Consider the following 25,334-nt stretch of genomic DNA (forward strand, 5'->3'; position numbering starts at 1 on the left):
TGCCTATGTCGAAGAGATTTTGTGGTGTTGATTATGAATAACTTATGGCGAATACAGAGACTGGAATCGCCATAGAAGTGCCATACCGGACACGTTGCTATTTACCGAAGGAATGCCGCCACAGCCACGCCATAATCGAGCATGTGCTTCTTCCACGCTATGTCTCGCGATTTTCAATGCCTTTATCGAGGCGCTGAAGGATGGCGACCTAGCAGTCCTCCCCAAACGCACTGAAGCCTTACATGGGCTTATGGATACCCACATCGGGCTGGCGTTTGGGAGGAATTAGTTCAAAGAGAAGGGCTTCCAGTCATTGGAGACTCTTTTCTTTAGCTGGGCAATCATACACGTTCCATTGACCGCGTGTCACCGGTTTAAGTTCGGCCTTAGCGCGTTCCGATCTTCGGGAAAACTTTGTTTTCCGGCTAATCAATCAGCTAAACATCGGATCCGAGGTAAGAGAAGATCGACGATTTGGGCGACTGACTCCGCCACTGTTTGTTTGTCAGTGCGGATTACCAGTTCCGGATCAGTTGGACGTTCGTAAGGGGCATCGATTCCTGTGAAATCCTTGATTTTACCCGCCCGCGCTTTTTTATAAAGCTGTTTGAGATCGCGTTGTTCGCATACTTCCAAAGGGGCATCGACAAAGCATTCAATGAATTCGAAGCCTCCCTCCAGCGCTATTTCGCGGGCACGGTTTCGGTCGGCCTGATATGGTGAAATAAATGCGGTAATGACGACCAACCCGGCATCGGCCATCAAGCGGGCAACTTCGCCAACACGTCGAATGTTCTCGGACCGGTCGTCTGGAGAAAACCCAAGATTTGCGTTGAGCCCTTGGCGAAGGGTATCACCGTCAAGTACGTAAGTTTGGATCGAGTTTTGGAATAGCGTTCGTTCCAGTTCCTTGGCAATCGTGGATTTACCTGCGCCGCTGAGGCCGGTGAGCCATACAATGGCACTGGAGTGGCCATTGTGAAGTGCGCGATGCTTGCAGGTAATGCTGCAGTCAGTCCACGAAGGAGGAGCGCCCGGATCGGGGGCGGAATCATTGCCTTGGGAAGCAGGGCGGAGGGAGAAATTCATAAACCAATATCCAGCCGGACTATGCAACGTCCGTTCAGGAATGACAATTTGGTTTTACTTAATAATATTTACAAATCAGGGTTTCCCCGATGCGGAGATAGGAATTTTTGATTGAATTGAAATCCTGCGTGTGCGCAAAACATACTCAGAAAGATCAGGGCAAAACCTGCACCGATGAAAATTTTCTACCAAAGTTCCCTCCCTCGTTCGGGCTCAACGTTGCTCCAGAACATCCTGGCTCAAAATCCTGCCTTCTATGTAACGCCGACTTCAGGTGTGCTTGATTTGGTCTTCGGCGCCCGGCTTAACTACACCAATGGCCCGGAGTTCAAGGCTCAAGATCATCAGTTAATGGAAAAGGCGTTCCTGAACTTCTGCAAGGGAGGGATGGAAGGTTTCTTCGATGCAATTACGGATCGTCCCTATGTTTGGGACAAATCGCGGGGCTGGGGCGTGCATTTCGACCTTTTGAGCGCAATTTTCGGATGCGAACCCAAAATCGTCTGCATGGTGCGGGATCTCCGGGCCATCGTCGCCTCCCTGGAAAAACGCTTCCGTAAAAATCCGGCCACTTACAAGCCGATTGAAAAGCATCAGTCCATGGAAGGGATTACGACTTACAAGCGTGCGGTTCAGAACCTCCAGAGCATTCCGCTGGGGCTGGCTCTGGAGCGCCTTTTTGAAGTGCACACCCGGGGATTCGCTCCCAAAATGCTTTTCCTGCGTTACGAAGACTTGGTTCGCACCCCAGCCAATACGGTAAAGCAGATTTACGCCTATGTCGGGCTGCCGGAGTTTGCACATAATTTCGATCACGTCGCGCAAATAACTCAGGAAGACGATACGGTGTATGAATCTGCCGGGCTGCATGAGATTCGCCCCAAAGTCGCCCCATTGCCCGAAGATTTTCTGCAAATCCTGGGCCCGGCCACGGTGAAGTTTATCGAAACGAACTACGCCTGGTATTTTGAACGCTTCGGTTACGCCTTCTCGATGCCTCGATAATTTGATTCGGAAAAAATCCCCTCCCCCTAACCCTCAACATCACTTGGAGAGACCCTATGCGCACCAAAACAAAGCTAAAGTTAACGAATCGCCTGACACTCGTCGTCGCGGCGGCCGTCGCCGACCTGCTTTGGGTTCCCATGACCGTGCGCGCCCAAGCGTTGTCTGGATCGACGTTGACTGTTACCGGATCAACAACCCTTCAGGGAAATGTCAGCGTTACGGGGACCAGCTCGGTGTTGGATTTTTATGGCCGTAGCCTCTATATGGGCTCGGTCATCAGTGGCTCTACCCTTCAGCCTGGGATTAGCGCGATCTACACAGATGGCACATCATCCAAGTTCAGTTTGATTCCCACCCGACAGTCGCATCAGTGGACATGGGAATACCCGGTTAGTTCAGGCTCCAGCACGCCACTCATGACCCTGGATCCCACCAACGGCCTTAAGGTTTATGATACCTCTGGGAATTCTCTCGTTTTGAGCCCCGCTTCAATTGGCGTTACTGGCGCGGCTACTATTCTCACCCAGCAGGCTGCTGATAATAAATATGTTAGCAGTTCCAGTATTGTAGTCGGAACCGGCCCCTCCGTTGCGTTGGTCGGCGGAACAGCAACCGCTGCCTGCTCCTTCGCGGGCATTAATGCAGCAGCTAGCGATTACGGTTCAGTCGCAATTGGGTGTGAGTCAACCGCCAGCGGGTATGGTTCAACCGCCAGCGGGTGTCGTTCAACCGCCAGCGGAGGAGCGTCAACCGCCAGCGGGTATCGTTCAACCGCCAGCGGATTAGCGTCAAGCGCCAGCGGATTTACGTCAAGCGCTAGCGGGGATTTTTCAACTGCCAGTGGGGTTTGGGCAACCGCCAGCGGGGGATTTTCAACTGCCAGCGGCGCGTATTCAAAGGCTAACGACTGGAATACAACCGCCAGCGGGTATCGTTCAACCGCCAATGCTGGTAATTCAATCGCTAGCGGAAATTGGTCAACCGCCAACGGGGGGGCGTCAACTGCCAGCGGATATCAGTCAACTACCAGCGGGGGATTTTCAACTGCCAGCGGGTGGGGGGCAAATGCCAACGGGTGGGCATCAATTGCCAGTGGAAATTGGTCAACTGCCACTGGATATCAGTCAACTGCCAGTGGATATAAGTCATTTACCCGCGGGGATTTTTCAATCGCCAGTGGGTTTTATTCGAACGCTAGCGGACGGGGATCTGCCGCCAGTGGATGGGGATCAACCGCCAGCGGGTTTTATTCAACCGCCAGTGGGATTTATTCAGGCGCCAGTGGATGGGGATCAACCGCCAGTGGGTTTTATTCAAGCGCCAGTGGATTCGGGGCAATGTCAGCAGGCTGCAGGACTACAGCTCAGGGATTTTGCCAAACGGTTGTCGGAGTCAATAATATTCCCCAAGGAGCCACCGGAACCTGGAGCCCAACGGATCCGCTATTCATTATTGGGAACGGAACCGTTTCACAAAGCCTGTGGGGCAATCCGCTTTACGATCAAAACGGGAATCAACTGCCAGATGTTCAATCCAATGCCCTTGTAATGAACAATAATGGCGACACGACACTTTATGGCAAACTTACGGTCAGTGGAACTGGCACCGGCTTGATTGTAACAGGAACGGCCGTGCCGGTAACTTTAACCTCGGGAACGACCACAACGAAGATTATATCATCCGGAACAACAGCATCAGTTTTGATCCCGGAGCAGGGAGATTTATCCATGGGGGATTTTGTAAATGGCGCTAAACCGTCGCCTTAATCGTTACCGTCGTGATTCATTTGAGGCAACGAGACACCTCAGCCAAAAAGCTCTAGAAAATATTAAAGGCCAGAGAATTCTGATATGAAACTGCCCCTAGACTCAGAAAGAGTTGGTCTGGCATCCCTGCGCATCATAGCTGTATTGGTGCTTCTGCTTGTTCCGCTCGTCCTCCTGGCGCAAGCTCCCCAATGGTGGACCGAGCGCAGTGTTACCAATGGCAATTCTGCCAATGACTATGCCGCTGTAAACCAAGGACAAGTCAAGAATATCGCGACTAAAGCCGTTGCCGAATTCAACGAAAAGCTTGCGGATCTAGGCGGTGCTGGAGATGCGTTAAACCAGCTGGCAATAACATTGAGTAAAACTTCGTCGAGCACCAACGACTACGCGGCGGTCAACTTGGGCCAATTGAAAGCGGTCGCAAAGCCGTTTTTTGACCGCCTTCTAGAAGTCCAATACACCGGGCGTCCTCTGGAGTCTGGCACCTGTACCTACCCATGGGCTAACCGGGAAGGCACTGCAAACGACTACGCCATGGCCAATATTGGCCAAGTCAAAAATCTCTTCAGTTTTGATTTGTCGAGTTTTACCCTAGCAAGTTCACTGGTTCCGCAGATTACGAGTCCAGCCGATGCGGACTTGGTAGTCAGTGCTGCATTTTCTTACACGATTGCCGCTACCCAAAGCCCTACTGCTTACAATGCCACGAGTCTGGATGGAAGCGCGCTTCCGGCAGGATTGTGCGTAAATAACTCCACAGGCGTGATAAGCGGAACGCTAAGTAACGCGGGATTATATTGCATCAAAATCTCAGCAACGAACCAGCATGGGACCGGTTCCGGTGTTTTGGTCATTAATGTAGCTTCATCAGGCTCGGCCCCGGTGATTAATAGCAGCCTCTCCGCAGTGGCAACGACAGGGGTTGGATTTGCCTACATGATTACGGCGAGCAACTCACCCACAAGTTTTGCTGCAGCAAATCTGCCCTCGAATTTATTGGTCGATTCAGTCAGCGGCATTATCAGCGGAACGGTGACCACTTCGGGTACCTATAATGTCAATATTAGCGTAGCCAATGCAGCAGGGTCGGGTTCAGCAACACTCATGCTTGCGGTCAGTACCAATAGTTTGGGCGGAAGCGGTCAGGTCCCGGCGATTACGGGCAGTCTTAGTTCCAGCGGAACCATGGGCCAGCCGTTTAGCTATACGATCACGGCGACGAATAGTCCCACGAGCTATAGTGCATCGGGATTGCCCTCCGGATTGAGTGTTGATGGAACCTCGGGCGTTGTTAGCGGGACAGCAACCGTTTCGGGCACTTATACCCTCATCATCGCTGCTGGAAATCAAAACGGGACGAGCAGCGCCTCAATGCAAATGGTGATCATCGATCCAACCATCCCGACGATTACTAGTGCTGCTACTGCCAGCGGGGCAATAGGAATGGATTTCTATTACCAAATTACCGCCAATAACAATCCGGCTGGTTACAGCGCTACTGGATTGCCGTCAGGACTGAGTCTGAACCAGAATACTGGGGATATAACAGGTATTCCCACGCAGAGCGGTAATTTCGCTGTTGCCATCTCGGGAACAGGCCCTAACGGCGTCGCATTGGGCAATTTGATCGTTAATATCGACGTTGCAAAACCTGTGATTACCAGCGATACGACAGCGAGCGTTATGGTGGAAAATTCCTTTTTTTACCAGATATCCGCGGGCAACAGCCCAACGAGTTACAGCGCATCCGGGCTGCCTGCGGGTTTGGAAATCAACCCAACCAGCGGTAATATTGTGGGGGTTCCTACAGTGCCTGGCGTTTACCCGATCTTGTTGACCGCGAGCAATGCGATTGGAAGTTCGACGGCTACGCTGACGTTAACGGTATCCGTTAATGGTCCCGCTATCCCGGTTTTCACAGGCCGTAGCATCGTCTATAGCGCGCCGAATATTCCGTTTAGCCAAACGCTTTCAATGGCTAATTTCCCGACCAGTTTTTCAGCTACAGGACTGCCGCAGGGATTCACAATCGATGCGGCCAGCGGGGTGATTTCCGGGACAACATCGGGCACGGCGGGAACTTATCTTATTAATCTCACTGGGAGCAATTCCGTGGGCACCGGGACAGCGCAAATGCTGCTGGTTGTGGAGTCGGCAACGAGCGTTGTGTCCTCGAGCGCCCAACTTCAGACCGGCGTGAGCCCGATGCAGACGTATGCGACAACCTCCGCGGTTATTAAAAGCAGCACGAGCGATACGACCGTGGCGGATACTTCGTTTCCAGGTTTGTCCGTGGGAAATAGCAGTTCCGACACAATCCAGCGCGGGCTCCTGGGGGTTGATCTTTCGATGTTGCCGCCGGATGCCACGGTTATAAGCGGCAGCCTAACGTTGTATGCAACGTCTTATGGTTCGTATGCGTCGAGCGTGGAGATATACCAGCCGAGCGTCCCGTTCTACGAAGGAGCGGCAACCTGGACGCTCAACAATGGTTATGATTCAAATCTACGTTTGGCGAGTACGCAGGTCACAGGATCTGCAGGGTACTACACATGGGTTTCCGGGACGAACTTCGTGAGCGCCATGCAAGGGGCCGTTCAAAATGCCACAATGCTTAATTTGGTGCTTTTGGCGCCAACCGCGGAGGCAAATATAAGCGGGACAACCTACTATTACACCTTTGCGACCGCCTCAGACAGCACGCCAGCGAAACGCCCATCACTTTATCTAAATTATACAACAGCAGCGCCTCCCGTGGTTATTCCGGGGCAAAGCTCTTTGGTGACAACGGGCACCGCAACGAGTTTTCGGCTTCCGATACTCCATAGTCCGACCGCCATCAGTGCGGTAAACTTGCCCGCCGGATTATTGTTAAATGGCACTACCGGAGTTGTCAGTGGAACAGCCACGACGTCTGGAACCTATGTTGTGAACCTTAGTGCAACCAACGCCAACGGATCAGGAACGGGCGCGCTAACGATGATAGTCGGCGGCGTTCCAAATATTCAGACAAGCGGAACCATCACCTCTGGGACAGAAGGTGCGGCATACAGTTACACTTTCGCGACATCCAATGGAGCCGCTACGTATAGTCTAACCAACGGTTCCCTGCCTAATGGATTAAGCCTTAATTCGGCTACGGGCATCATTTCAGGAACAATCTCTGCCACATCTACTTACTCCAGAACGTTTACCATCACGGCTACCAATCAATACGGCAGCTCTAGCAAGGCAATTACACTTAATGTCGCTCAAGTTCCGCCCGTATTTGGCATTATACCCGATGTTTCAGGAAATCAAAGTTTAGGATTTAATTATTACCCATTTCAGTATGTTACGTACGAAACATCGAGGTACAGTGCAACCGGTTTGCCTCCGGGATTGTCAATCAGCCAAAACGGAACAATTTCAGGAACCCCTTCAATAACGGGAACATTCGCCGTAACGGTTACAGCCACGAATGCCGTCGGTTCCGGCTCCACTTCGTTTGCAATAAATGTTCTGCCTCCACCTGCTGTGAGGGTGTCGGATCAGAGCGCATCAGCGTCTGTTAATAATTACTTTTCCACCAACCTAAACTGCACAGTCGACAAAGTAGCGAATGCTTCCTACCCATCTTACTCGTTTTCAACCTCCGGGTTGCCGGCGGGATTATCAATAAATAATTCGGGCGAAATTTCTGGCACGGCAACTACCACTGGAACGTATTTTATTCCAATTACTGCCAGTTATATTGTGAGTGCCGGAGCCATTAGCGGAACGGGAACCCTGAAATTAACGATCTTCCCTCCAGGGCCAATTATCAGCAGTGCACTGACTGGTACAGCCTATGTTGGGAATTATTATTCGTATGGATTGTATGCGAATAATAACCCAACGAGCACCAGTGCAACAGGCATGCCAGACGGATTAACTTTCGCCGATGGATATATTACAGGCACAGCATCTGCAAGTGGAATTTATAACATCAATCTTACTGCTGCAAATACGGATGGCACGAATAGTGCAACATTGGTTTTGACCGTCATAGGGCAACCGACGATCACGAGTTCCACGGTGACGATTGCACAAGTGGGCGTGCCTTTCAACTATCTCATAACAGGAAGCAATAATCCCACGAATTTCAGCTCAACCTCGCTTCCCGCAGGATTAAGCCTCAATGGTTCTTCCGGAATCATTTCGGGAACTCCAGTGGCTGCCGATATGGTCAGTATGACCCTCACGGGCGGGAATGGCGCCGGACAGACTTCAGCACCATTGTTAATGATTGTTACGGCCAACCCGATGGACACCGTAGCATCCTTCCAACAAGGCGCTGCGCCGGTTTCGAGCTACACGGTTCCCTTCGCGGCGATTAACTCCTCCCAGCCCGACCTGTCATCGACCTCCTCGAACGTAATCCCGGTCGGGATCGTCAGCGGAACCTCGGCGAGTCGGGGGCTTTTGGCATTCGATCTTTCATCGCTGCCCGACAATGCCAGTGTGACAAGCGCTCAGCTTGTCGTGACCGCTTCCGGTACGAATGGTCTGGGGGCTCCGGTCTATGTGGAAGTCCATCAGGCATCTTCGCCGTTCAGCGCTGCAACCGCCAACTGGTCCAACAACAACGCGTACTCCCTAACACCGCTGAGCTACGCTACGATCGACACTGCTTCGCCGAGCACCAGTAATTTCTATGGCCTAACCGCTTTTACCAGCGTTGTTCAGCAGGTTTACTCCAATTCAGGAACGCTTTACTTGAGTCTACTGGCCCCAAGCGTGGAATCGGGCTCGACCGCTAACTATGTTGGATTGAATGCCCAGGCATCTGATCCTACCAAGAATCCCAAGCTGGTGGTTACCTACACGTTGACCTCCGGCACCTCTGCTCCGGTCATTACGAGCGCCGCAATGGCTTCGGGAACCGTGAATGCGCCGTTTGGATTTACGCTTACGGCCACAAATCTGCCTTCCAGCTTCGGGGTGAGCGCCCTTCCCTCAGGGCTGAGTTTGAGCGCGTCCACTGGCGTGATTTCGGGCACAGCTACGCAAGTTAGCAGCACGGTGCTGACCTCGAGCGCAACCAACGCCATTGGGACAGGGACGAAGGCGATGACCATCAATATCGATAGCGGGATCGTCATCGATTCACTCTCGATAGTTAGCGGTGCCAATCAATACGCTGTCGCTGGTTTGTTTGCGGCTCAACCGCTGATTGTACAGGCACTGAAATCAGGCACAGCGGTTCCGTCCACATTGGTCACCTTTAGCGCTCAATCTGGCATGGGGCTCCTCTCCTCGACAAACACGGGGCTGGCTCCGGCTTATTCCACTTTGACGGTTCCTACCGATGCTTCAGGGAAGGCAACGGCTTGGTTGCAGATGCCGCAAACTCTTGGGGTGACTTCGATCAAAGCCTCTGCAGGAACCTCAAATCCAGTCGTCTTTCTGGAAAACACCGTGGCATCCACAGCCCAAAGCGGAACCGACTCGACGGCGAACGATGTGCCGGTCCTTTCGGTTGTGAGCGGAGCAAACCAAAGCGCCGCGGCGGGGCATGTGCTCTCCAGTCCGTTCGTAGTCCAAGCAGTCGATCATTTGGGCGGGCCTGTTTCCTCTTTGGGATTGAGCTTCAACGTGGTCGGCGGTGGCGCCACGATTTCGCCTTCATCCAGCGGTGCGTGGCAAAGCGCTCTCAATTTATCCACAGACGGCAGCGGGCAAGCGACGATCTATCTCTGTACGGGAACCGGTCCGCTCAATCAGGTTTCCTGCACAACTTCGTCGTCAACTTCGACCGTATACTTGTCAGCTTACACTCAAAGCGGTTCCAGCGGGACAACAACGGCAGGCGGCTCTGGGACACCTACCACGGATTTAGATCCGCCGGCATTGGGTGTTCCCATGAATGTTTATGTGACACCGACGGATTATTATGAGGACCCCAGCGAGGTTATTATTACATGGGGTGCTGCGGCGAATGCCGACGGATACCTTATACAAGAGCAAATTAGCGGCGGTAAATGGAACAACCTTGGGACCGCTGGAGCCAAAGGCGGTTCGTATACGGCAAGTGGACTATATGCAGAAAAGGACTACCAATTCCGCGTCATTGCGACGAGGGATTCCTACCAATCCCAGCCTTCAGCGACGGCTTCCTATAGTTTCCCGCTGGTACGTACGTTCATATATCAATTTCGTCGGCACACCCATGACTATTATTTGGACGGCGATGAAAATAAAGTTTGGTGTGATTACACCTCCGACTGGTATGAGGTGGATTCTAATTATTCCTATAACTGGTACGCTTATGACTCGTGGACTGGTAACTATCGGGGATCGAATGGAGAATACACCAATACCTCCGAAAAATACAAATTCATATTAAATCATCATCAACCTTCGGATGCACTTAAGTGGACGGAAGTAGAATTTTTAACGGATGACGATAGTGTCATAGCCTGGACCCCGAAAACCTGGACGGGAAGTTCAAACGAAACAGGCGTGTACTCCGTAAATCCGAGCACTAGCACGAATACCTATTATGTGCTATATTGCACGCCACAAATTATTGTCTACAATAATGCGTATGGAAATACCGATAAGACGGAGAAAAAAGACAACGGCGTAAAGATTGCTGCCTCGGGCGCGCAGGGCCAAGTGCCTTTTGAAATTCCTTATTTGTATGGCGCTGGCGAAGCATCCGCAACGATAAGTTTCTCAAGCAGTTATTTCGAGATTTACAATGCTTATGGCAACAAAATTGGCGATACGCTGATTAATGATGCTTATAAAAATCAGTTCTATGTCCGAGCCAAGGACAACACGCCCAACGGCGTTTACATGATCATTACCGTGACCTTCAAAGACCTGCACGGCGCTATTGTAGCAACAGACACCTGCAAATTCGTCTATCAAGGTCAGACACCGGATTACTCGCTTCCCATAGACGAGTCCTCGGGGCCGAAATATCGCAAGATCGCCATGAACGGCCTGCCGATGCCGGACGAAAAACCGCAGCATTCCGCCGAAACCGATCAAGAGAAGGAGGAAACGTTTGTCGATGCGCTGACTCTTGGGCTACGTCACAGCACCACGGACGCTTATCTCCCCGTCAACGGCAGCGATTTTTCAGTATCTGCGCGACGCGATTTTCGCTCTGAAGTATGGAATAATCGCAGCGGCCTGCGTCCGCATGAACAGCCGGACCGCCCCTTTGGCATCTGCTGGAGCAGCAATCTTGCCCCCAATATCCACTTCACCAATTCCGGCAATCCGAACAAAACCGAGCCGGATAAGGCCTACGTGACCGATGAAACGGGCGCAGTCCATACCTTCTTCATTTGGAGCGATGGCGGCGTTCAGCAGTTCTTCCCGATGCCTACGGCGAAGAACGAGCAAACGCCCAATTTGGAAAGCCTTGTTGCCAATTCCGGCGGATCCTCTGCCACGTACACCTTTACGCGCAAATATGGCGCCACGTTGACTTTCGAGATGACGCCGCTCAACCTGAGCATCAGCGAGGACCGTGTCATTGGCAGCCCCTATTCAGATTCCAACACATACGCCCGCCTCAAACAGGCGACGGACCGCCTCGGCAATACGATCTACTATCAGTTCCAAGGAGCTAATAATCTGATCCCTGCGACCATCACCGTCGCTAATCAGCCGGATACGAAGCTTTCAATTCAGCAGGCGCCCGCATCGTCTGTTGTGTCGGGTGTTACAAGCACCCAGCCCCTTATCACGGCCATTTGGGATGCCAAGGGAAATAGGACATCCTTCAGTTACCAGGCTGCGGGTAGTGGCGACAGCAACGCTTGTGAACTGGTCAGCGTCGTTGCTCCCGATGGAGCCATCACGCGTTATACCTACAACCTTGCTCAGGAATCCGATGCCACGCCGCATCTTTCCACCGATCCCGGGAAGACTTTCTGGCATGCGGATATTGCATCTATCGCCGACCCGCTCGGCAATACTTACCAGTTCACTTACAACATCGATAACACCAAGCTCAACTACATGGCCGACCCGGATATTTACACCGGCTACTATACGCAGAGCGGCCTGCCTCGCAACATCGCCCAGATTACGCTTCCGGACGACCACACAGCAACCCATCCGGAGGCAGACGTCACCACCTTTGTCAACGATTCGAAAGTCTGGGTGGAGTTCAGCGGCGGCACCCCCATCCAGAAAGGCCAGCGGCACGTCAAAGTCACCGACGCCACGGGCTTCACGCGGACCTACCGGTTTGAAGACGCGCAAGTCGTTCCGCTGCCGAAGTTCAAAAAATATTACAACGCATCCAACTTCACCGATTCCAAGGTCGTCTGCTACCAGACCATGAGCATCGACTACGGAACCCTCGGGAGCGAGACCTATACATTTGATATCGGCGCGGGAATGGCTGTTAGTTCCATCAAGGACTTCAGCGGTAACACAACCATCTTCGTCCACGGAGATGCCTGGACGGATTCGCTGTCCTCCTTGTACCGTAACATCATGACCGACACGACGGTCAACGGCTACTACGGCGATCCCACCAGCCAGATCAATGCCTTGGGTAAAACCAAGTCATTTACCTATACGGCAGGGTCTCGGATCATGAGCAGCGTTACCGACGAAGAGGGTCGCGAGACCGCCTATAAGATTGATAATCTTGGAAGGCGCACCCAGGAGACCATCATCGGCACGAGTGGTACAATTCAGGTCACAGATTTCGAGTACGGCAACAAGCAGTATCCCGGGTTCCAGACCAAGAAAACCGTGGAAAAACTCAGCGGCGATGAGTGGGCCCAGTCGGCGCTGGTTACACAGTTCGTGCCCGACGCCAACGGCCGAGTTGCTCAGCAAATCATTGATCCCGATGGCCTCCACTTGGTCACCTCATATACCTACGACGCTAACGGCAACAAACTGAGCGTCACTGATCCCAAGGGCAACACCACATGGTTCACCTACGATTCGCGCAACCGTCTCGTTTACACCACGTTTGCCGACGGCACGCTGAAACAGATCGCCTATGACGACAGCGGCAACAAAGTCTCCGAAACTGACGAAAACGGCAATAGCACGCTCTACGGCTACGATAAGTTGAACCGGCTTACCCAGCAAACCCGGTCCATGAACGGCACGGACTCCGATCTGGTCACGTCTTACAAGTACAACGCCGCCAACTCCAAAATATCCACCACCGACCCCAACCACAACACAACGACCATGGATTACGACAGCATCCAGCGGCTCGTCAAAACCACTGATGCCCTGAGCAACAGCACCAACCTCGAATACGGCACCAACAGTGGCGGGAACGGCTTCGATACTTCCGCGTTCAAGCCGACCCGGAGCATTGACCCGCGCGGCGTCATCACGGATGTTTCCTACGACGCCCTCTACCGGCCTCTCGTCAAAACCGTCAAGGACGCCAGCGGAGCCGTCATCGCCGCCACCTCTACTCAATACGATAATGTTGGCAATGCCATCCTCATCACCGATGCCCTGGGGCACCAAACCGCGACGCAATACGATGCCCTCAATCGCCCGGTCAAGACTACACACCCGGATAGCACCTTTACCCAAACGTTCTACACCTCCACCGGTCTGAAGTGGAAGGTTCAGGACGAAAACTGGAGGCCTTCCACTCCTCTGGTCCACATCACCCGCACGCAATATGACGGTGCCGGACGTGCCACAGCTGTCCTGGGTTCGCAGGTAGATGACGGGGCCGGCAATCTCGCCATTCCCACAACCTCCACCTATTACGATGCCGCCGGGAACATAGCCGCCACGGTCAACCCGCTGGGTTTTGAGACCGACTATGCTTACGACGCCCGCAACCGTAAGATCCGCGAGTTCCGGCCCGCCGCGCTCGACATCGTCAGCGGCGGCACCACAAGTTCCACGCTCGGGTGGGCCTATGACGCTGCGGGCCGTGCCACAGGCACGCTCGATGCCCGCGGCAACTGGACCCACACTGCTTACGATCCAGCCAACCGCGTCACCGACGTCACGGCTCCCGCCGTGCTTTTCCAAAGCGGCACAACCAGCGGCACCGCTACCCCGATCACACATAGCACTTACGACCGGAACGGTAACGTCCTCACCGTTACCGACCCAAACGGCCATACAACAACCAACACCTACGATGCTCTCAACCGCCTCCTAAACACCACCGATGCCGCAGGGAACACCGTCAGTTATCAGTATGACCAAGTAGGCAACCGTACCAAAGTCACCGATGGCAAAAACCAGAGCACCACGTTTGCCTACGATGCCCTGAACCGGAACACCGTCGTCACCGACGCTCTGGGCCGGTCAACCCAGTTCCGCTACGATGCCCTGAACAAAACCCAGCGCATCGATGCCGCTAAGCGCATCACCAACTACCTCTACGACACGCGCAACCGGCTTACCAACGTCGTCTACGCCTCCACCGACGCCGCCAACGCCACGCGCACTTACACCTACGACGACGTAGGAAACATGCTCACCGTCAGCGAACCGGCCAAAAGCGGGGTTGCCGACGTAGCCTATCTCTATGACGGACTCAACCGCGTCGTCAGCGAAACATCCAACGGTAAAACGCATGCCTACAGCTATGATTTGGCCGGCAACCGCACCAAAGCCATCTACGGAGGCAATAGCCGCACCCTCGTCTCCACCTACGACCCGCTGAACCGGCTCTCGACCGTCACCGAATCGGGGCGCACCACCAGTTACGCCTACGACCTCGACGGCAACATCGCCCAAAAAGTCCTCCCCAACGGCGACAAAGAAACCGCCACCTTTGACGCCCTGAACCGTACAAAAACCCAAACCGCCGTCAGCGGCGCGAACGAATCCCTCTATCAATACACCTACGGCCACGACCTTGCGGGCAACGTCAGCAGCGTCGGGGAAACCTACCCCAGCGGCCTCAACAACCGAACCGTTACCAACAACTACGACGGAGCCAACCGGCTTGTCAGCGAAGCCGTCAGCGGCAGCAACGCCACAACCACCAGTTACTCCTACGACGCCGCCAACAACCGGACGTCAAAAATCGTGACAGGTGGGAGCGCCGCCGGTACAACCAGCTACAACTACAACGCCTTGAACCAACTCACCAGCTATAGCAGTGCGGGGAGAAGCGTAGCGTTAACCTACGACGCAGCAGGCAACCGCACGCGGCGGGTCGTCAGCGGCACCGCCGCCAGCGACGCAGGCACCGATAGCTATAGCTACGACTTCGAGAACCGGCTCATCAGCGTAACCAAAACTGCGGGCAGCAGCGGCACCTACGCCTACAGCTACGACTACCGTACACGGCGAGTGGTCAGGGACGAGACCAACGCCGGAGGCGTCCAGACCAACATAGTCTTCAGCGGAGGCGTAAGCGTGCAGGAATACGCCGCGGGCTCGACGTACACGGCCGTGGAATACATCCGGGGCAACGACTACGGTGGAGGGGTCGGCGGCATCCTCTACACCTTGAGAGGCAGCGACCCGAGCTTCACGCACGAGAACCGTCGAGGCGATGTCATAGCCAAGACAAACGCCAGCGGAGCCCTAACTTACCAAGCCAGCTACGAGGCGTACGGCACTCGCACACAGGAAAACGGCAGCACGCAGGATCGGCAAAAAGCCAACACCAAGGACGAAGACCCTACCGGCCTCCTCAATGAAGGCTTCCGCTACCGCGATTTGGAGACGGGCGGCTTCATAACAGCCGATCCGGCTGGCTTCATAAACGGTCCGAATCTTTACACTTACGTTAAGCAGAATCCCTGGACCAGCTTTGACCCAGAGGGTTTATCGCTATTGTCCACTGTCCAAGGAATGTGGAATTCCTATGTTCAGCAGCAAACCCAAGCTGCTGCTGCTGAAGTCCAGCATTACGAAAGAGATTACGCTCATTACGAAAGTCATTTCAACGTAGCGAACGCTAGGAACAATCCGATGTTCAACGTTATGGCTAGCGGCTACGAGGCAAAAAATGGGCTTGGTATCCATCCTGAGAACGCAGGAAAAACCCTAAGTGGTGGAGAAAGGTTTGCGGCAGGGTTAAGTGCTGGGGCCAGTTTCGGCGAGACGGTTGTGATGGCAACTTTGGGTACTAAGGCCCTGAAGGCTGGGTTTTCCCCAAGTGGAAAATCCGCATCAGAAACCAAAGCCATTACGGACGATACGATCACTGTCTACCACGGCACAAATAGTTCCAGCGCACCTGCACTGCTGAAAAATGGGCCGGATCCCGAGTTCAAACGTCCCGGGGATGTGTTCCCTGCCGGAGGATTTTCGGTTGCTACACCGCACGGGGCAGAAGTGACTGGAGTCGGCGGGTCAGCTCAGGATTACGCTCGTGGTACAGCAGCACAATATGGAGGAGATCCAGTAATGCTTGTAATGAGAATGCCCCGGAGTATCTATAAGATGGGTGCCGGGGATATGACAGAAAAGCGCTTTGAAACCGGCACAGGGCTAGAGGCGTTGCGAAAAAGCTGGAGTAGCATTGAAAAGCACGTCACTCCCCTTCCCAAAAAACAAGAGAAGACAGTGGAAGCAACACCTTCAAATTGATGAGCATAGATACTTTTGCCAACTGGATAGAAGAGCTGGGCAAGCATGAATTCGATATATCAGCTTTGACATGGAGGTTGCTTAGGCTCGCGGGACAATACGGGCATGTCGTTGTCAAGCTGCAAACAGACTCCACAATCGGAATAGGAATTAACAATGGGGAACTCCAGCTATATAATGTAAATCATGCAAATGGAACTCTTCGAATGATCCTAGGCAGAGTAGCAAGTTTTTACATAGAAAGGACCTATGGAACTAACCAGATAGCTCTATACGGTTTTGAAGGCACAATCGAGGTGGATGATAATTTTGGGACTAGGCGGCGGCTTCAAATCGAAATGAAAAACAACAATCGAGATGGGTGTTATATTGTAATTAAAACGATGCAATCGAAATTAGAAGTGTAGTCTGGAGAGGATGCGGGGTCGAATAAGAGCAAACGCATACCATAGGCGATGAAAATCACGCCCAAGCAAAAATGAGCGCCAAGCAAGGCTTCTGAGCAATAGCGGCATGCGCCTTACCATCCGAACGCTTCAGCACACGGGCCCGCCTCCATCCAGTGCTCGTCCCTGGCAACTTCGCGAGATTCGTTTTTCAGCCCCATCCCATTTCACTGCAAGCCGGGTAAGAAATGCGACTTCCTTAGGCTATTCTTTGTTGATATTAGAAGACTGCGTTTACGGCAATACCGAGCGCCCCTTGTATCCATCAAGAAGCTGCCAACAACCGGGCGTCAAAAATCGTGACAGGTGGGAGCGCCGCCGGTACAACCAGCTACAACTACAACGCCTTGAACCAACTCACGAGCTATAGCAGTGCGGGGAGAAGCGTAGCGTTGACCTACGACACGGTGGGCAACCGCACGCGGCGGGTCGTCAGCGGCACCGCCGCCAGCGACGCAGGCACCGATAGCTATAGCTACGACTACCGCACACGGCGAGTGGTCAGGGACGAGACCAACGCCGGGGGCGTGCTAACGAGCGTGGTCTTCAGCGGAGGCGTGAGCGTGCAGGAATACGCCGCAGGCTCAACATATACGGCAGTAGAATACATCCGGGGCAGTGACTACGGCGGAGGGGTCGGCGGCATCCTCTACACCCTGCGCGGCAGCGACCCGAGCTTCACCCACGAGAACCGCCGAGGCGACGTCATAGCCAAGACAAACGCCAGCGGAGCCCTAACTTACCAAGCCAGCTACGAGGCGTACGGCACTCGCACACAGGAAAACGGCAGCACAGCAGACCGACAAAAAGCCAATACCAAGGACGAAGACCCTACCGGGTTATTGAATGAAGGCTTCCGTTACCGTGATTTGGAGACAGGGGTGTTCATTACCGCCGATCCCGCAGGCTTCGTTGACGGACCGAATCTCTACACCTACGTTAAGCAGAATCCGTGGACCAGCTTTGACCCGGAAGGGCTAGAGACGAAAAGTGATTACGAAAAAGACAAGGAGGCAGCAGCGGCTGAACGCGAGAAGTCGCTCAATGAGCTAAAACAGAAATATGCTGCAGGGACAAAAGAGTATGATAAGGAATCAAAGAAGATTTATGATTCATACTGGAAAAGGGTTGATAGGGATGATGCAAGGATTTCTAGCATTGAAGAAACGGCAAAGCTTTCTTGTTCAAAGGCAGCCAGGCTTTTTGCGGGTATATCGAAGGAGATCGACGCTAACACGGTTGATGATACTAGCAACGATTTCATAGCGATGGATAGCGCTCGGAACGCTATCGAACTCCTCAAGATAGCCGGTGTTCCGGGTGAAGGTAAAATTGCCGAAGGAGCGAGTATTCTTAAGAATAGAATCGCGTTCGAAGCATATAAGGACTTTTTACGTTCGCAGATGGGGAAGCCAGCCGCGGCGAATCCTGAGTTGAAGGCTATATTTGGAAGAACTCTATAGACGCGGTGCTAAGATCGGGAGTGGGAGCACTGCTGCGGCGGTGCGAGAGGAAATGGCAACGGGAAATCCTGTTGCTGGAAAATTCCATTTACAAAAAGCGATGGACAAAATCCGACAACTTGAAAATTGGCTTCAGAAAAATCCGGCAGCGAGTCCGGGCGACCGTGCCGCCGCAGAAAACGTGCTAAAAGATATGAAAAACGCGGTTTCGGGAAAATGAAAAACACATGGGATACAACTGAAATACGGCTATTGGCGGGATTATCGAAGTTTCTAGATGATGCGCTGAATAGCGTGTTCAAAGACTGGGAACCAGAACTTCCGCCGATAACGATCGCCTTTGAATCCTTGGGTAAGGCAATAGCTCAAAATATTCTGAGTGTTCCAGAGTCTACACAGGAGAAAATCTTTTCAAAGATCGAAGATCTCATGTCGTCCGCTGATCAGGCATCAAGTAATGCGGTGGCAACAGGTTTGATAGAGGCATTGCTAGTTGAGACAGACAAGCAGGATGAATTGTGGAAAAAGATCGAACCCTTGTTGGGGATCGAGTCAAAAAAATACGTTTACGAATGGAACAAATTCTGTGGGATAGAAGAGGAAGAGTTGAACCCACCGAATAGTGCGGCCAATTCGCCTGATGAGTAGTTCGCTCGTAGTGTAGTTTGCGAGGAAAGTGTAAAGTGTAGTTTGTGAGAAGGCGGGGGCAAATAAGAGCAAACGCATACCATAGGCCATCGCACCGCGCCCCGAACCAAAGCCCGTAGTGGCCATCCTGGAGCGGATACGGCGGCAACGGTGGCGTAACGGGCCAAGCTCGATTAGACTGGGGACATGGAGCAAATCCATTCCCCGGAAGTCAAAGAACGCTGCTACAAACTCTACGCCAAAGGGCTGCCGCTTGAGGAAGTTGCGCGGCAGTCGGGCGTGAAGTGGGCAACGGTGCGGATGGAGCCATCAGCAGATCCAGATTGGGAGGCTGGGGATGTAAAGCTTGACGATCAAGGGAATCCGCGGACGGGTAATCAAGGACAGATTAAATACGAAAGAGATAAATCAAAGGTCACGTATAAGAAGTGTTAATCATGAAGGCATCTTCCCCTCTTCAACGCGCATTGCGGCAAAATCAGCGCAAAAATAAACTACCTGAACTGTTGCAGTTCCTTTCTTCTCGATTGGAAATCACGATTAATGATATTGAGATGGTGAGCCTAAATGAGAGCGATGCTACACTGGAGGCCTATCGTTCAAAGATAAAAGGTCTAACTGGCGATTCGGCACACCGGATCACATTCAAGGAACGAAAAAAAGTCGCTGCGTTCATGCAACGCCTCAAGGATGAAATCCACGATGAGCAGATTTATTTATATAGTACACCTTTGTGCGAATCCTGTGGGTCAGTGAAGGTTGGACTTCACCATTTTCTCGACAGGGCAACAGAGTTGGTTGTTCTGAATGCCAACGCTGCCTATGTAATATCGAGCGATTCAGGCAATTGTATCGATCTCACGTATGATACGGAATACAGTTCAGATTCAGGCGCGGCCTGCTACATGCTTACCATAAGAGGGGACAGGTATGCGTCCAAAGCCAAGGATGCCTAGCAAACTAAAAGTGTAGTTTGTGAGGAAGCTGGGGCATTCCGAGCAAACTCATACCAAACCGCCCCCAACGGCGATAAAGATACCGCCGCGTTCGACCTGCCCAACCGGACCACGTTGCAAACAGCGACCTCCAGCACCAACCTGCTCTATCAATACACCTACGAGCACGACCTTGCGGGGAACGTTACCAAAATCGGGGAAAATTATGCCGGGGGAATTAACAATCGGACCGTCAACAACACCTACAACGTGATCAACCGTTTGAGCATCGAGGCGGTCAGCGCAACCAACGCCGTCACCATGGCCTACACCTACGACACAGCCAACAACCGCCTCTCAAAAGTCGTGACGGGCGGAAGCAATGCGGGTACAACCGGCTACACGTACAACGCCTTGAACCAGCTCACCCAATACAGCGACAGCCAGCAAGCGGTCGCGCTGAGTTACGACGCGAACGGGAACCGGGCCGCGCGCACGGTCACCGGAGGAACGGCGTCGGGGGTGGACACGTACGGCTACGACTACGAGAACCGCCTCGTCACCCTCGCCAAAGGCGCGGGAGCAGTCAGCGGGACGTTACGAGTACGTCTACGACTACCGCACCCGGCGGGTGGTCCGGGACGAAACCGCAGCGGGCAGAGTCAGCACCAACGTCGTCTTTAGCGGTGGGCTTAGCGTACAGGAGCACGCTGCTGGCTCGACCTACGCTTCGGTGGAATACATCCGTGGCAGCGACTACGACGGAGGGTACGTAAAAGCGAAGCACGTATGTACACAGGCTCCTGCCCGGCATGCTCCATGATGGAGTTGATGACGGTGCGGGCTTGGGCCTCAGTAAGCCGTCCTTCGGAGGCTTGAGTAGCGGCCTTTTCCCACTCGACGGCCATTTTCAGCGCGGTGGTGCGATTCTTCGTTTTGGTGGACCGGGTAGTCCGGACTCCGTTCGAGTCCGTGAAGCAGGCGTACCAGAATTTACTCTTGGGATGTTTGCGGACGCTGGCCATTTCGGGTAACAACAATAGTAACAACGTCTGCCTATGTCGAAGAGATTTTGTTGTGTTGATGAAGAAGCACTTACGATGACTAAAGAGGCCGGAATCGCCATGCGGGTTCGATTCCCGCTACCCGCTCCAATTTACTGAATCAAAGGTAATTACTTCAGGTGCTTTGATGGCCGTTGGGCAGTTCGGCCAGCTTGCCCTTTTTCGTTGCCGTCCGTGCCTACGTTGACGGCGGAGCCCCCGGCGGCAAAAAGTAAGTCCTCCTCAGCCTCGATCGGCTGGTACCGTTGCGTGGAGATCCCGCGGGCGCAGCTAGAGCCTCAGGCGCATTTTCCTCGCCCGAGGTATTCCAGGAGGTCGCTGATTTTCACCCGCGCGCCGCAAGTGACCAGATCGCCGCCGCCGTAGTAGAGCTCCAGATTGCCGTCGCCGAGGTCCACTGTGCCGTTGTGAAAAACAATGTTCGGCATGAAGCCGCCGCGCACTTCGTAATCGGCCTCCGGGATGAAGAACGGTTCGTTGGGGCGGGAGAGGATGCGCCATGGTTGCTCCAAGTCGAGCAGCATGGCCCCCAGGCAATAGCGGGTTTGGTAATCGGCGGCGTGGTAGAACGCCAGCCAGCCGTGCTCGGTTTTGATCGGCGCGGAGCCGGAGCCGACGCGCTCGCAATCCCAGGACCCTGGCCGCGGACCGGCCACAATGTGATGCCGCCCCCAGTCCAGGAGGTTGCTCGAAGAGGCCAGCCAAATGGACGGTTTGCCCAAATGGAAGGTCGCCGGACGGTGGAAGGCATGGTAGCGGCCGTTGATTTTTTCCGGGAAGATGGCCACGTCTTTATTGTCGGGGCCGAATACAGTCCCTAGTCGCTCAAACGTTTTGAAATCCCGGGTGCGTGTGAGCGCGGTGACGACGCCGTGGGGCGAGACGGCCGTGTAGTTGATATAATAGTCTTCCTCCATCCGAGTGATTCGGGCGTCTTCGATCCCGAATGATTCGTAGGGGCCGCACGGGTAAAGCAGCGGCTGGGCGTCGGCTGTGAAATGGATGCCGTCATCGGAGACCGCCAGGCGCAGGTGGCTTAGGCTCGTTACGTAGCTCTCGCCTTTGTAGGTAAAGATGCGCGGATCATTTTGCTGGAAATCCGGGTCATCCCGGCGGAAGCGCAGGACTTCTGTTTTGCCTGTTTCGGGATTGACGATGGGGGTGGCCACGTAGCCCTTCTCCGGAATGGGGGTTTCGGCGACGCGCATGAGGATCAGGCGCTGGCCCTTGAAGAGTGTCGCCGCTGGGTTAAAGACGCACAGTACCTGGAAATCGGGCCGCGATGGCTGGATGTTGGCGGGCGTGAAAAGGGGGTTGGTGGGTAAACGGTGAATGATCGGCATAGGTCCGCGCGTCCACAGTGCCAATACCACCGTGGCCTCTCATGACTACCCATCGGCGAGAACGGCCGACTTCACAACCTCTATTTTCCTGCGTGCACGGTACTGCACCGCACCGCGCCGCGTGGTTTGCCCCGGAGCAATTCCCTGCCCTTTGACGGTATGTTAGCCGATCTACAATTCGGCTGGGTAGCCAACGCACTGGGTATAGAGTGCTTCCCGTTGGCCTTGCAGCCCGAGCAGTTTCCCCAGCGCCTCTCTGTCGATCGAGCCGCAGACAACCGTGGCGAGGTCTTCGGAGGCGCAGTAGAGGTAGATGTTCTGGCTGATGAAGCCGCTGTCGGCGTGGACGAGTTCGCGGTTGAGCTTGGCGATGTCGCCCACGAGGACGATGTCTGCTGCCGCGTTGGCCGCGAAGGCTTGTTTGCCGGTTGCTGGCCGGTGGTCTCCGGTGATTTTTTGGAGGAGCTTGTTGGCCTTGGCGTCGTAGAGGTAGACGCCTTCTTTCAGGAAAACGTAGAGCTCCATTTCCTGCTGGTTGCGGGCGCTGGGGGCCGTGCGTTTGCCGGGGCGGTTAAAGCCATAGGCGGCCCAAAGGAGATTGGAGAGCGTTTGCGGGGGCAGAGCGCGGTCGCTGAACTGGCGGGATGTTTTGCGGGCGGCAAGCGCCTGCATGAGCGGTTTGCCGCCGCTGGTTTGAGGGGCGGGCAGGGCGATGTCCTGCGCGAAGGCCAGCGATGCGGAGAGCGTAAGGAGCAGAATGGCGATGGTTTTCATAAAAATAGTTCCAAATAGTTCCAGATCGATGCGGAAGTAAGTGAATGCAGCCCGATGGCACGTCGGGGAGGGGCCTGGCCGCCAAGCTGGAGGTCAGGCGACCCTGACGGAATTCGGCTTTGAGCTTACTCGAAGAAAATGGCGCCGAATATCTTTTTCTAGAAGGGGGCGCTTGGGGGATAGGGCGGCTCGGTGCGCCCGGTCCAACGGGTGTAGGCGGGGAGTTCTATAGCTAGAGCAGCAAAGAAATTGAGATCGCCCGGGGGGACCCTACTTTGGGGCCGATGCAAAAATCTCCCTCCGTTTTTGCGAGGCTCTCGCTCCTCGCTGGCGCCTGGCTTGGGCTTCAGTTGGCGTTCTGCGGCGCCAGTGACACTCCTCCCCCTTCCGGTCCGGCGGCCAAGGCCTCGTTATTGCCGGTGCCCGACCCGGCCCGGATCCGGGAGATCGCTTCTTTTCTCGATGAGCAGCCGCGGGGGACGGGCCCCTCCCTTGACGACCGGAAGGCCTGGGACGAACTGGCCCGTGACGCGGACCTCAAGAGCAAGACGCTCAAACGTGCCGAGGGGTTCCTCAATGAGCCGACGCCTGAGGTGAGCGAGGCGCTCTGGATGCAGTCCATTCGCTCCCGGGATCGCAAGGCGGATGGCCTGATCGACAAGCGCCGCTTCCGCCTCGCCACCTGGGTGCTCGCCGAGGGGATGGAAAACCAGGGCCGTTTCCTTCCCGCGATTGAAAAGGAGATCGGCGTCATCTGCTCGGAGCCGACGTGGGTTGCGCCTTCGCTCGATTCTCGGGCCCAGGGCTTCCAGTCGCCCGAACAGCTGCTCGACCTCGGGGCGGCCATGGTTTCGTGGACGCTCGTCACCGCCGACTCGATGCTCGGCGACCGGCTCTCGGCAACCACGCGCCAGCAGATTCGCGACAGAGTCCGGGAGCGGATCATCCTTCCCTATCTGGAAAAAACCCGCGGCCAGGGGAAGCCGGAGTGGTGGCGGATTGATAACTATAACTGGAACGCCGTGGTGCATGGCGGCGTGGTGGGCGTGGCCCTGGCTGTCGACCCCTCGCGGGAAGAGCGCGCGGAGGTGATCGCGTCGGTGGAAAAGGAGCTGCCGTATTACCTCCAGGGCTTCCCCTCCGACGGCTATTCGTGGGAGGGGATGGGCTATTGGAAGTACGGCTTTGGCCACTATGTCATGCTTTCCGAGGCGATCCTGCGGGCGACCCAGGGGAAAGTGAATCTCTACGCGGGGGAAAGCGCCCGGCTGGTGGCCCAGTTCCCCCGGCGCTTCGAGCTGGTCCCGAAGGTCTATCCGGCCTTTGCCGATTCCCAGTTCATGGAAGAGCCAAGTCTGTGGCTCTACCACATCATCGACCATCGCTATGGGTTGGGAGACGCCGCGCCGCGCGTTTGTAAAGTGGATAGCATTTTTTCCACGTTCCTCTACGCCTATGGCACGGCGATGACGTTCGATTCCTCCGCCGCGCCGGTCTTTACCGAGGGCGGGGCCGTGGATCGCGGGCACAAGCTGCGGGATTGGTTTGAGCGCGGCCAGGTGTACATTGGCCGGCTCCCGGAAGGCGCGGCTGGGCTGACGCTGGGCCTCAAGGGGGGCAACAACGGAACGCGTCACGGGCATTGCGACCTCGGCTCCTACGTGGTGGCGATGCAGGGGCAGCCGTTGATCGTCGACCCCGGCGCGACGCAGTACACCGGCGCGACGTTCAGCGCGGAGCGTTACCAAAACCAGATCATCGGCTCCTATGGCCACTCCGTGCCGAAGGTGGCGGGGGACGTACAGCGCGAGGGCTGGCCGGGCCGCGCCATTGTCACGGGAACCAGCTTTGCTGACGATGCGGACGTAATAACGCTGGATATTTCCAGAGGTTACCAGGTTGCGGAGCTGCGCGGGCTCCTCCGGCGCTTCGATTACAGCCGGGCAGGGCAGGGGAGCGTGACCGTGACGGACCAGGTGGAGTTTGAAACGCCGCAGGCCTTTGGCACGGCGATGGCCACCTACGGAGAGGCCCGGGAGGAGCAGCCAGGGGTCTGGATCATTTCGCAAAAAGGGGAGGCGGTGCGGGTGGAGATCACCGCCGACGCTCCCTTAACCGTCACGAACGAGACCCTCAAGGACGAATCCCGCGCCGGAAAGGTGCGCCGCCTTGGCATTGATCTGAATGCCCCGTCGGCAAAGGCCACGATCGCGGTCAAGATCACCCCCGCCGCCAAGCTCTAGCCCCCCGTGCCT

The 25,334-nt window shown here is 54.7% G+C and carries 14 protein-coding genes; 11 read left to right on the forward strand and 3 right to left on the reverse strand.

Features of this window, described 5'->3' with window-relative positions; translation table 11 throughout:
- Nucleotides 1-429: 429 nt before the first annotated feature.
- Nucleotides 430-1,089: an adenylyl-sulfate kinase gene (cysC, locus tag B2828_RS11705; RefSeq protein ID WP_479633927.1), complete on the reverse strand. Its 660-nt coding sequence runs from the start codon at nucleotides 1,087-1,089 to the stop codon at nucleotides 430-432.
- A gap of 174 nt (nucleotides 1,090-1,263) precedes the next feature.
- On the opposite strand from cysC, the gene B2828_RS11710 reads away from it, so the two are divergent.
- From B2828_RS11710 to B2828_RS11755, 10 genes are all read left to right on the forward strand, one after another.
- Nucleotides 1,264-2,094, forward strand: a complete 831-nt coding sequence (locus tag B2828_RS11710) for a sulfotransferase family protein (protein WP_479633928.1) — start codon at nucleotides 1,264-1,266, stop codon at nucleotides 2,092-2,094.
- A gap of 56 nt (nucleotides 2,095-2,150) precedes the next feature.
- Nucleotides 2,151-3,863 (forward strand): hypothetical protein, encoded by a 1,713-nt coding sequence (locus B2828_RS11715; RefSeq protein ID WP_479633929.1) that lies wholly within the window; start codon nucleotides 2,151-2,153, stop codon nucleotides 3,861-3,863.
- A gap of 84 nt (nucleotides 3,864-3,947) precedes the next feature.
- Nucleotides 3,948-16,406 (forward strand): putative Ig domain-containing protein, encoded by a 12,459-nt coding sequence (locus tag B2828_RS11720; protein ID WP_479633930.1) that lies wholly within the window; start codon nucleotides 3,948-3,950, stop codon nucleotides 16,404-16,406.
- Nucleotides 16,406-16,813, forward strand: a complete 408-nt coding sequence (locus tag B2828_RS11725; RefSeq protein WP_479633931.1) for a hypothetical protein — start codon at nucleotides 16,406-16,408, stop codon at nucleotides 16,811-16,813. The genes B2828_RS11720 and B2828_RS11725 overlap by 1 nt, the downstream gene beginning before the upstream one ends.
- A 431-nt stretch (nucleotides 16,814-17,244) precedes the next feature.
- Nucleotides 17,245-18,315, forward strand: a complete 1,071-nt coding sequence (locus B2828_RS11730) for an RHS repeat-associated core domain-containing protein (protein ID WP_479633932.1) — start codon at nucleotides 17,245-17,247, stop codon at nucleotides 18,313-18,315.
- A complete protein-coding gene (locus B2828_RS11735) occupies nucleotides 18,299-18,535 on the forward strand; it encodes a type IV secretion protein Rhs (protein ID WP_479633933.1) in 237 nt (78 codons plus the stop codon). Before B2828_RS11730 ends, B2828_RS11735 begins: the two co-directional genes overlap by 17 nt.
- Nucleotides 18,532-18,963 carry a DUF7674 family protein gene (locus B2828_RS11740; protein ID WP_479633934.1) on the forward strand — a complete coding sequence of 144 codons (432 nt, stop codon included), beginning with the start codon at nucleotides 18,532-18,534 and terminating at the stop codon, nucleotides 18,961-18,963. The genes B2828_RS11735 and B2828_RS11740 overlap by 4 nt, the downstream gene beginning before the upstream one ends.
- Nucleotides 18,964-19,149: 186 nt before the next feature.
- Entirely contained in the window at nucleotides 19,150-19,398 is a 249-nt protein-coding gene (locus tag B2828_RS11745) for a hypothetical protein (protein WP_479633935.1), read from the forward strand.
- A 2-nt stretch (nucleotides 19,399-19,400) separates the two neighbouring features.
- Nucleotides 19,401-19,919: a hypothetical protein gene (locus B2828_RS11750; protein WP_479633936.1), complete on the forward strand. Its 519-nt coding sequence runs from the start codon at nucleotides 19,401-19,403 to the stop codon at nucleotides 19,917-19,919.
- A 114-nt stretch (nucleotides 19,920-20,033) separates the two neighbouring features.
- Nucleotides 20,034-20,582 (forward strand): hypothetical protein, encoded by a 549-nt coding sequence (locus B2828_RS11755; protein WP_479633937.1) that lies wholly within the window; start codon nucleotides 20,034-20,036, stop codon nucleotides 20,580-20,582.
- Nucleotides 20,583-21,240: 658 nt separating this feature from the next.
- Here B2828_RS11755 and B2828_RS11760 read toward each other — a convergent pair.
- Nucleotides 21,241-22,305, reverse strand: coding sequence for a glycoside hydrolase family 130 protein (locus tag B2828_RS11760; RefSeq protein WP_479633938.1), 1,065 nt, complete (start codon nucleotides 22,303-22,305; stop codon nucleotides 21,241-21,243).
- Nucleotides 22,306-22,476: 171 nt separating this feature from the next.
- The gene (locus B2828_RS11765) at nucleotides 22,477-23,079 is read right to left on the reverse strand and encodes a nitroreductase family protein (RefSeq protein ID WP_479633939.1); all 603 of its coding nucleotides are present in this window, start codon (nucleotides 23,077-23,079) and stop codon (nucleotides 22,477-22,479) included.
- A 284-nt stretch (nucleotides 23,080-23,363) separates the two neighbouring features.
- On the opposite strand from B2828_RS11765, the gene B2828_RS11770 reads away from it, so the two are divergent.
- The gene (locus B2828_RS11770; protein ID WP_479633940.1) at nucleotides 23,364-25,322 is read left to right on the forward strand and encodes a heparinase II/III domain-containing protein; all 1,959 of its coding nucleotides are present in this window, start codon (nucleotides 23,364-23,366) and stop codon (nucleotides 25,320-25,322) included.
- The last annotated feature ends 12 nt before the right edge of the window (nucleotides 25,323-25,334 follow it).

The sequence above is a fragment of the Spartobacteria bacterium UBA695 genome, from assembly GCA_002298145.1.
Taxonomy (GTDB): domain Bacteria; phylum Verrucomicrobiota; class Verrucomicrobiia; order Chthoniobacterales; family Chthoniobacteraceae; genus UBA695.

Coding starts and splice junctions, on each gene's coding strand:
- cysC (WP_479633927.1), bottom strand. CDS start 1,089: ATGAATTTCTCCCTCCGCCCTGCTTCCCAAGGCAATGATTCCGCCCCC.
- B2828_RS11710 (WP_479633928.1), top strand. CDS start 1,264: ATGAAAATTTTCTACCAAAGTTCCCTCCCTCGTTCGGGCTCAACGTTG.
- B2828_RS11715 (WP_479633929.1), top strand. CDS start 2,151: ATGCGCACCAAAACAAAGCTAAAGTTAACGAATCGCCTGACACTCGTC.
- B2828_RS11720 (WP_479633930.1), top strand. CDS start 3,948: ATGAAACTGCCCCTAGACTCAGAAAGAGTTGGTCTGGCATCCCTGCGC.
- B2828_RS11725 (WP_479633931.1), top strand. CDS start 16,406: ATGAGCATAGATACTTTTGCCAACTGGATAGAAGAGCTGGGCAAGCAT.
- B2828_RS11740 (WP_479633934.1), top strand. CDS start 18,532: ATGAAAAACACATGGGATACAACTGAAATACGGCTATTGGCGGGATTA.
- B2828_RS11745 (WP_479633935.1), top strand. CDS start 19,150: ATGGAGCAAATCCATTCCCCGGAAGTCAAAGAACGCTGCTACAAACTC.
- B2828_RS11750 (WP_479633936.1), top strand. CDS start 19,401: ATGAAGGCATCTTCCCCTCTTCAACGCGCATTGCGGCAAAATCAGCGC.
- B2828_RS11760 (WP_479633938.1), bottom strand. CDS start 22,305: ATGCCGATCATTCACCGTTTACCCACCAACCCCCTTTTCACGCCCGCC.
- B2828_RS11765 (WP_479633939.1), bottom strand. CDS start 23,079: ATGAAAACCATCGCCATTCTGCTCCTTACGCTCTCCGCATCGCTGGCC.
- B2828_RS11770 (WP_479633940.1), top strand. CDS start 23,364: ATGCAAAAATCTCCCTCCGTTTTTGCGAGGCTCTCGCTCCTCGCTGGC.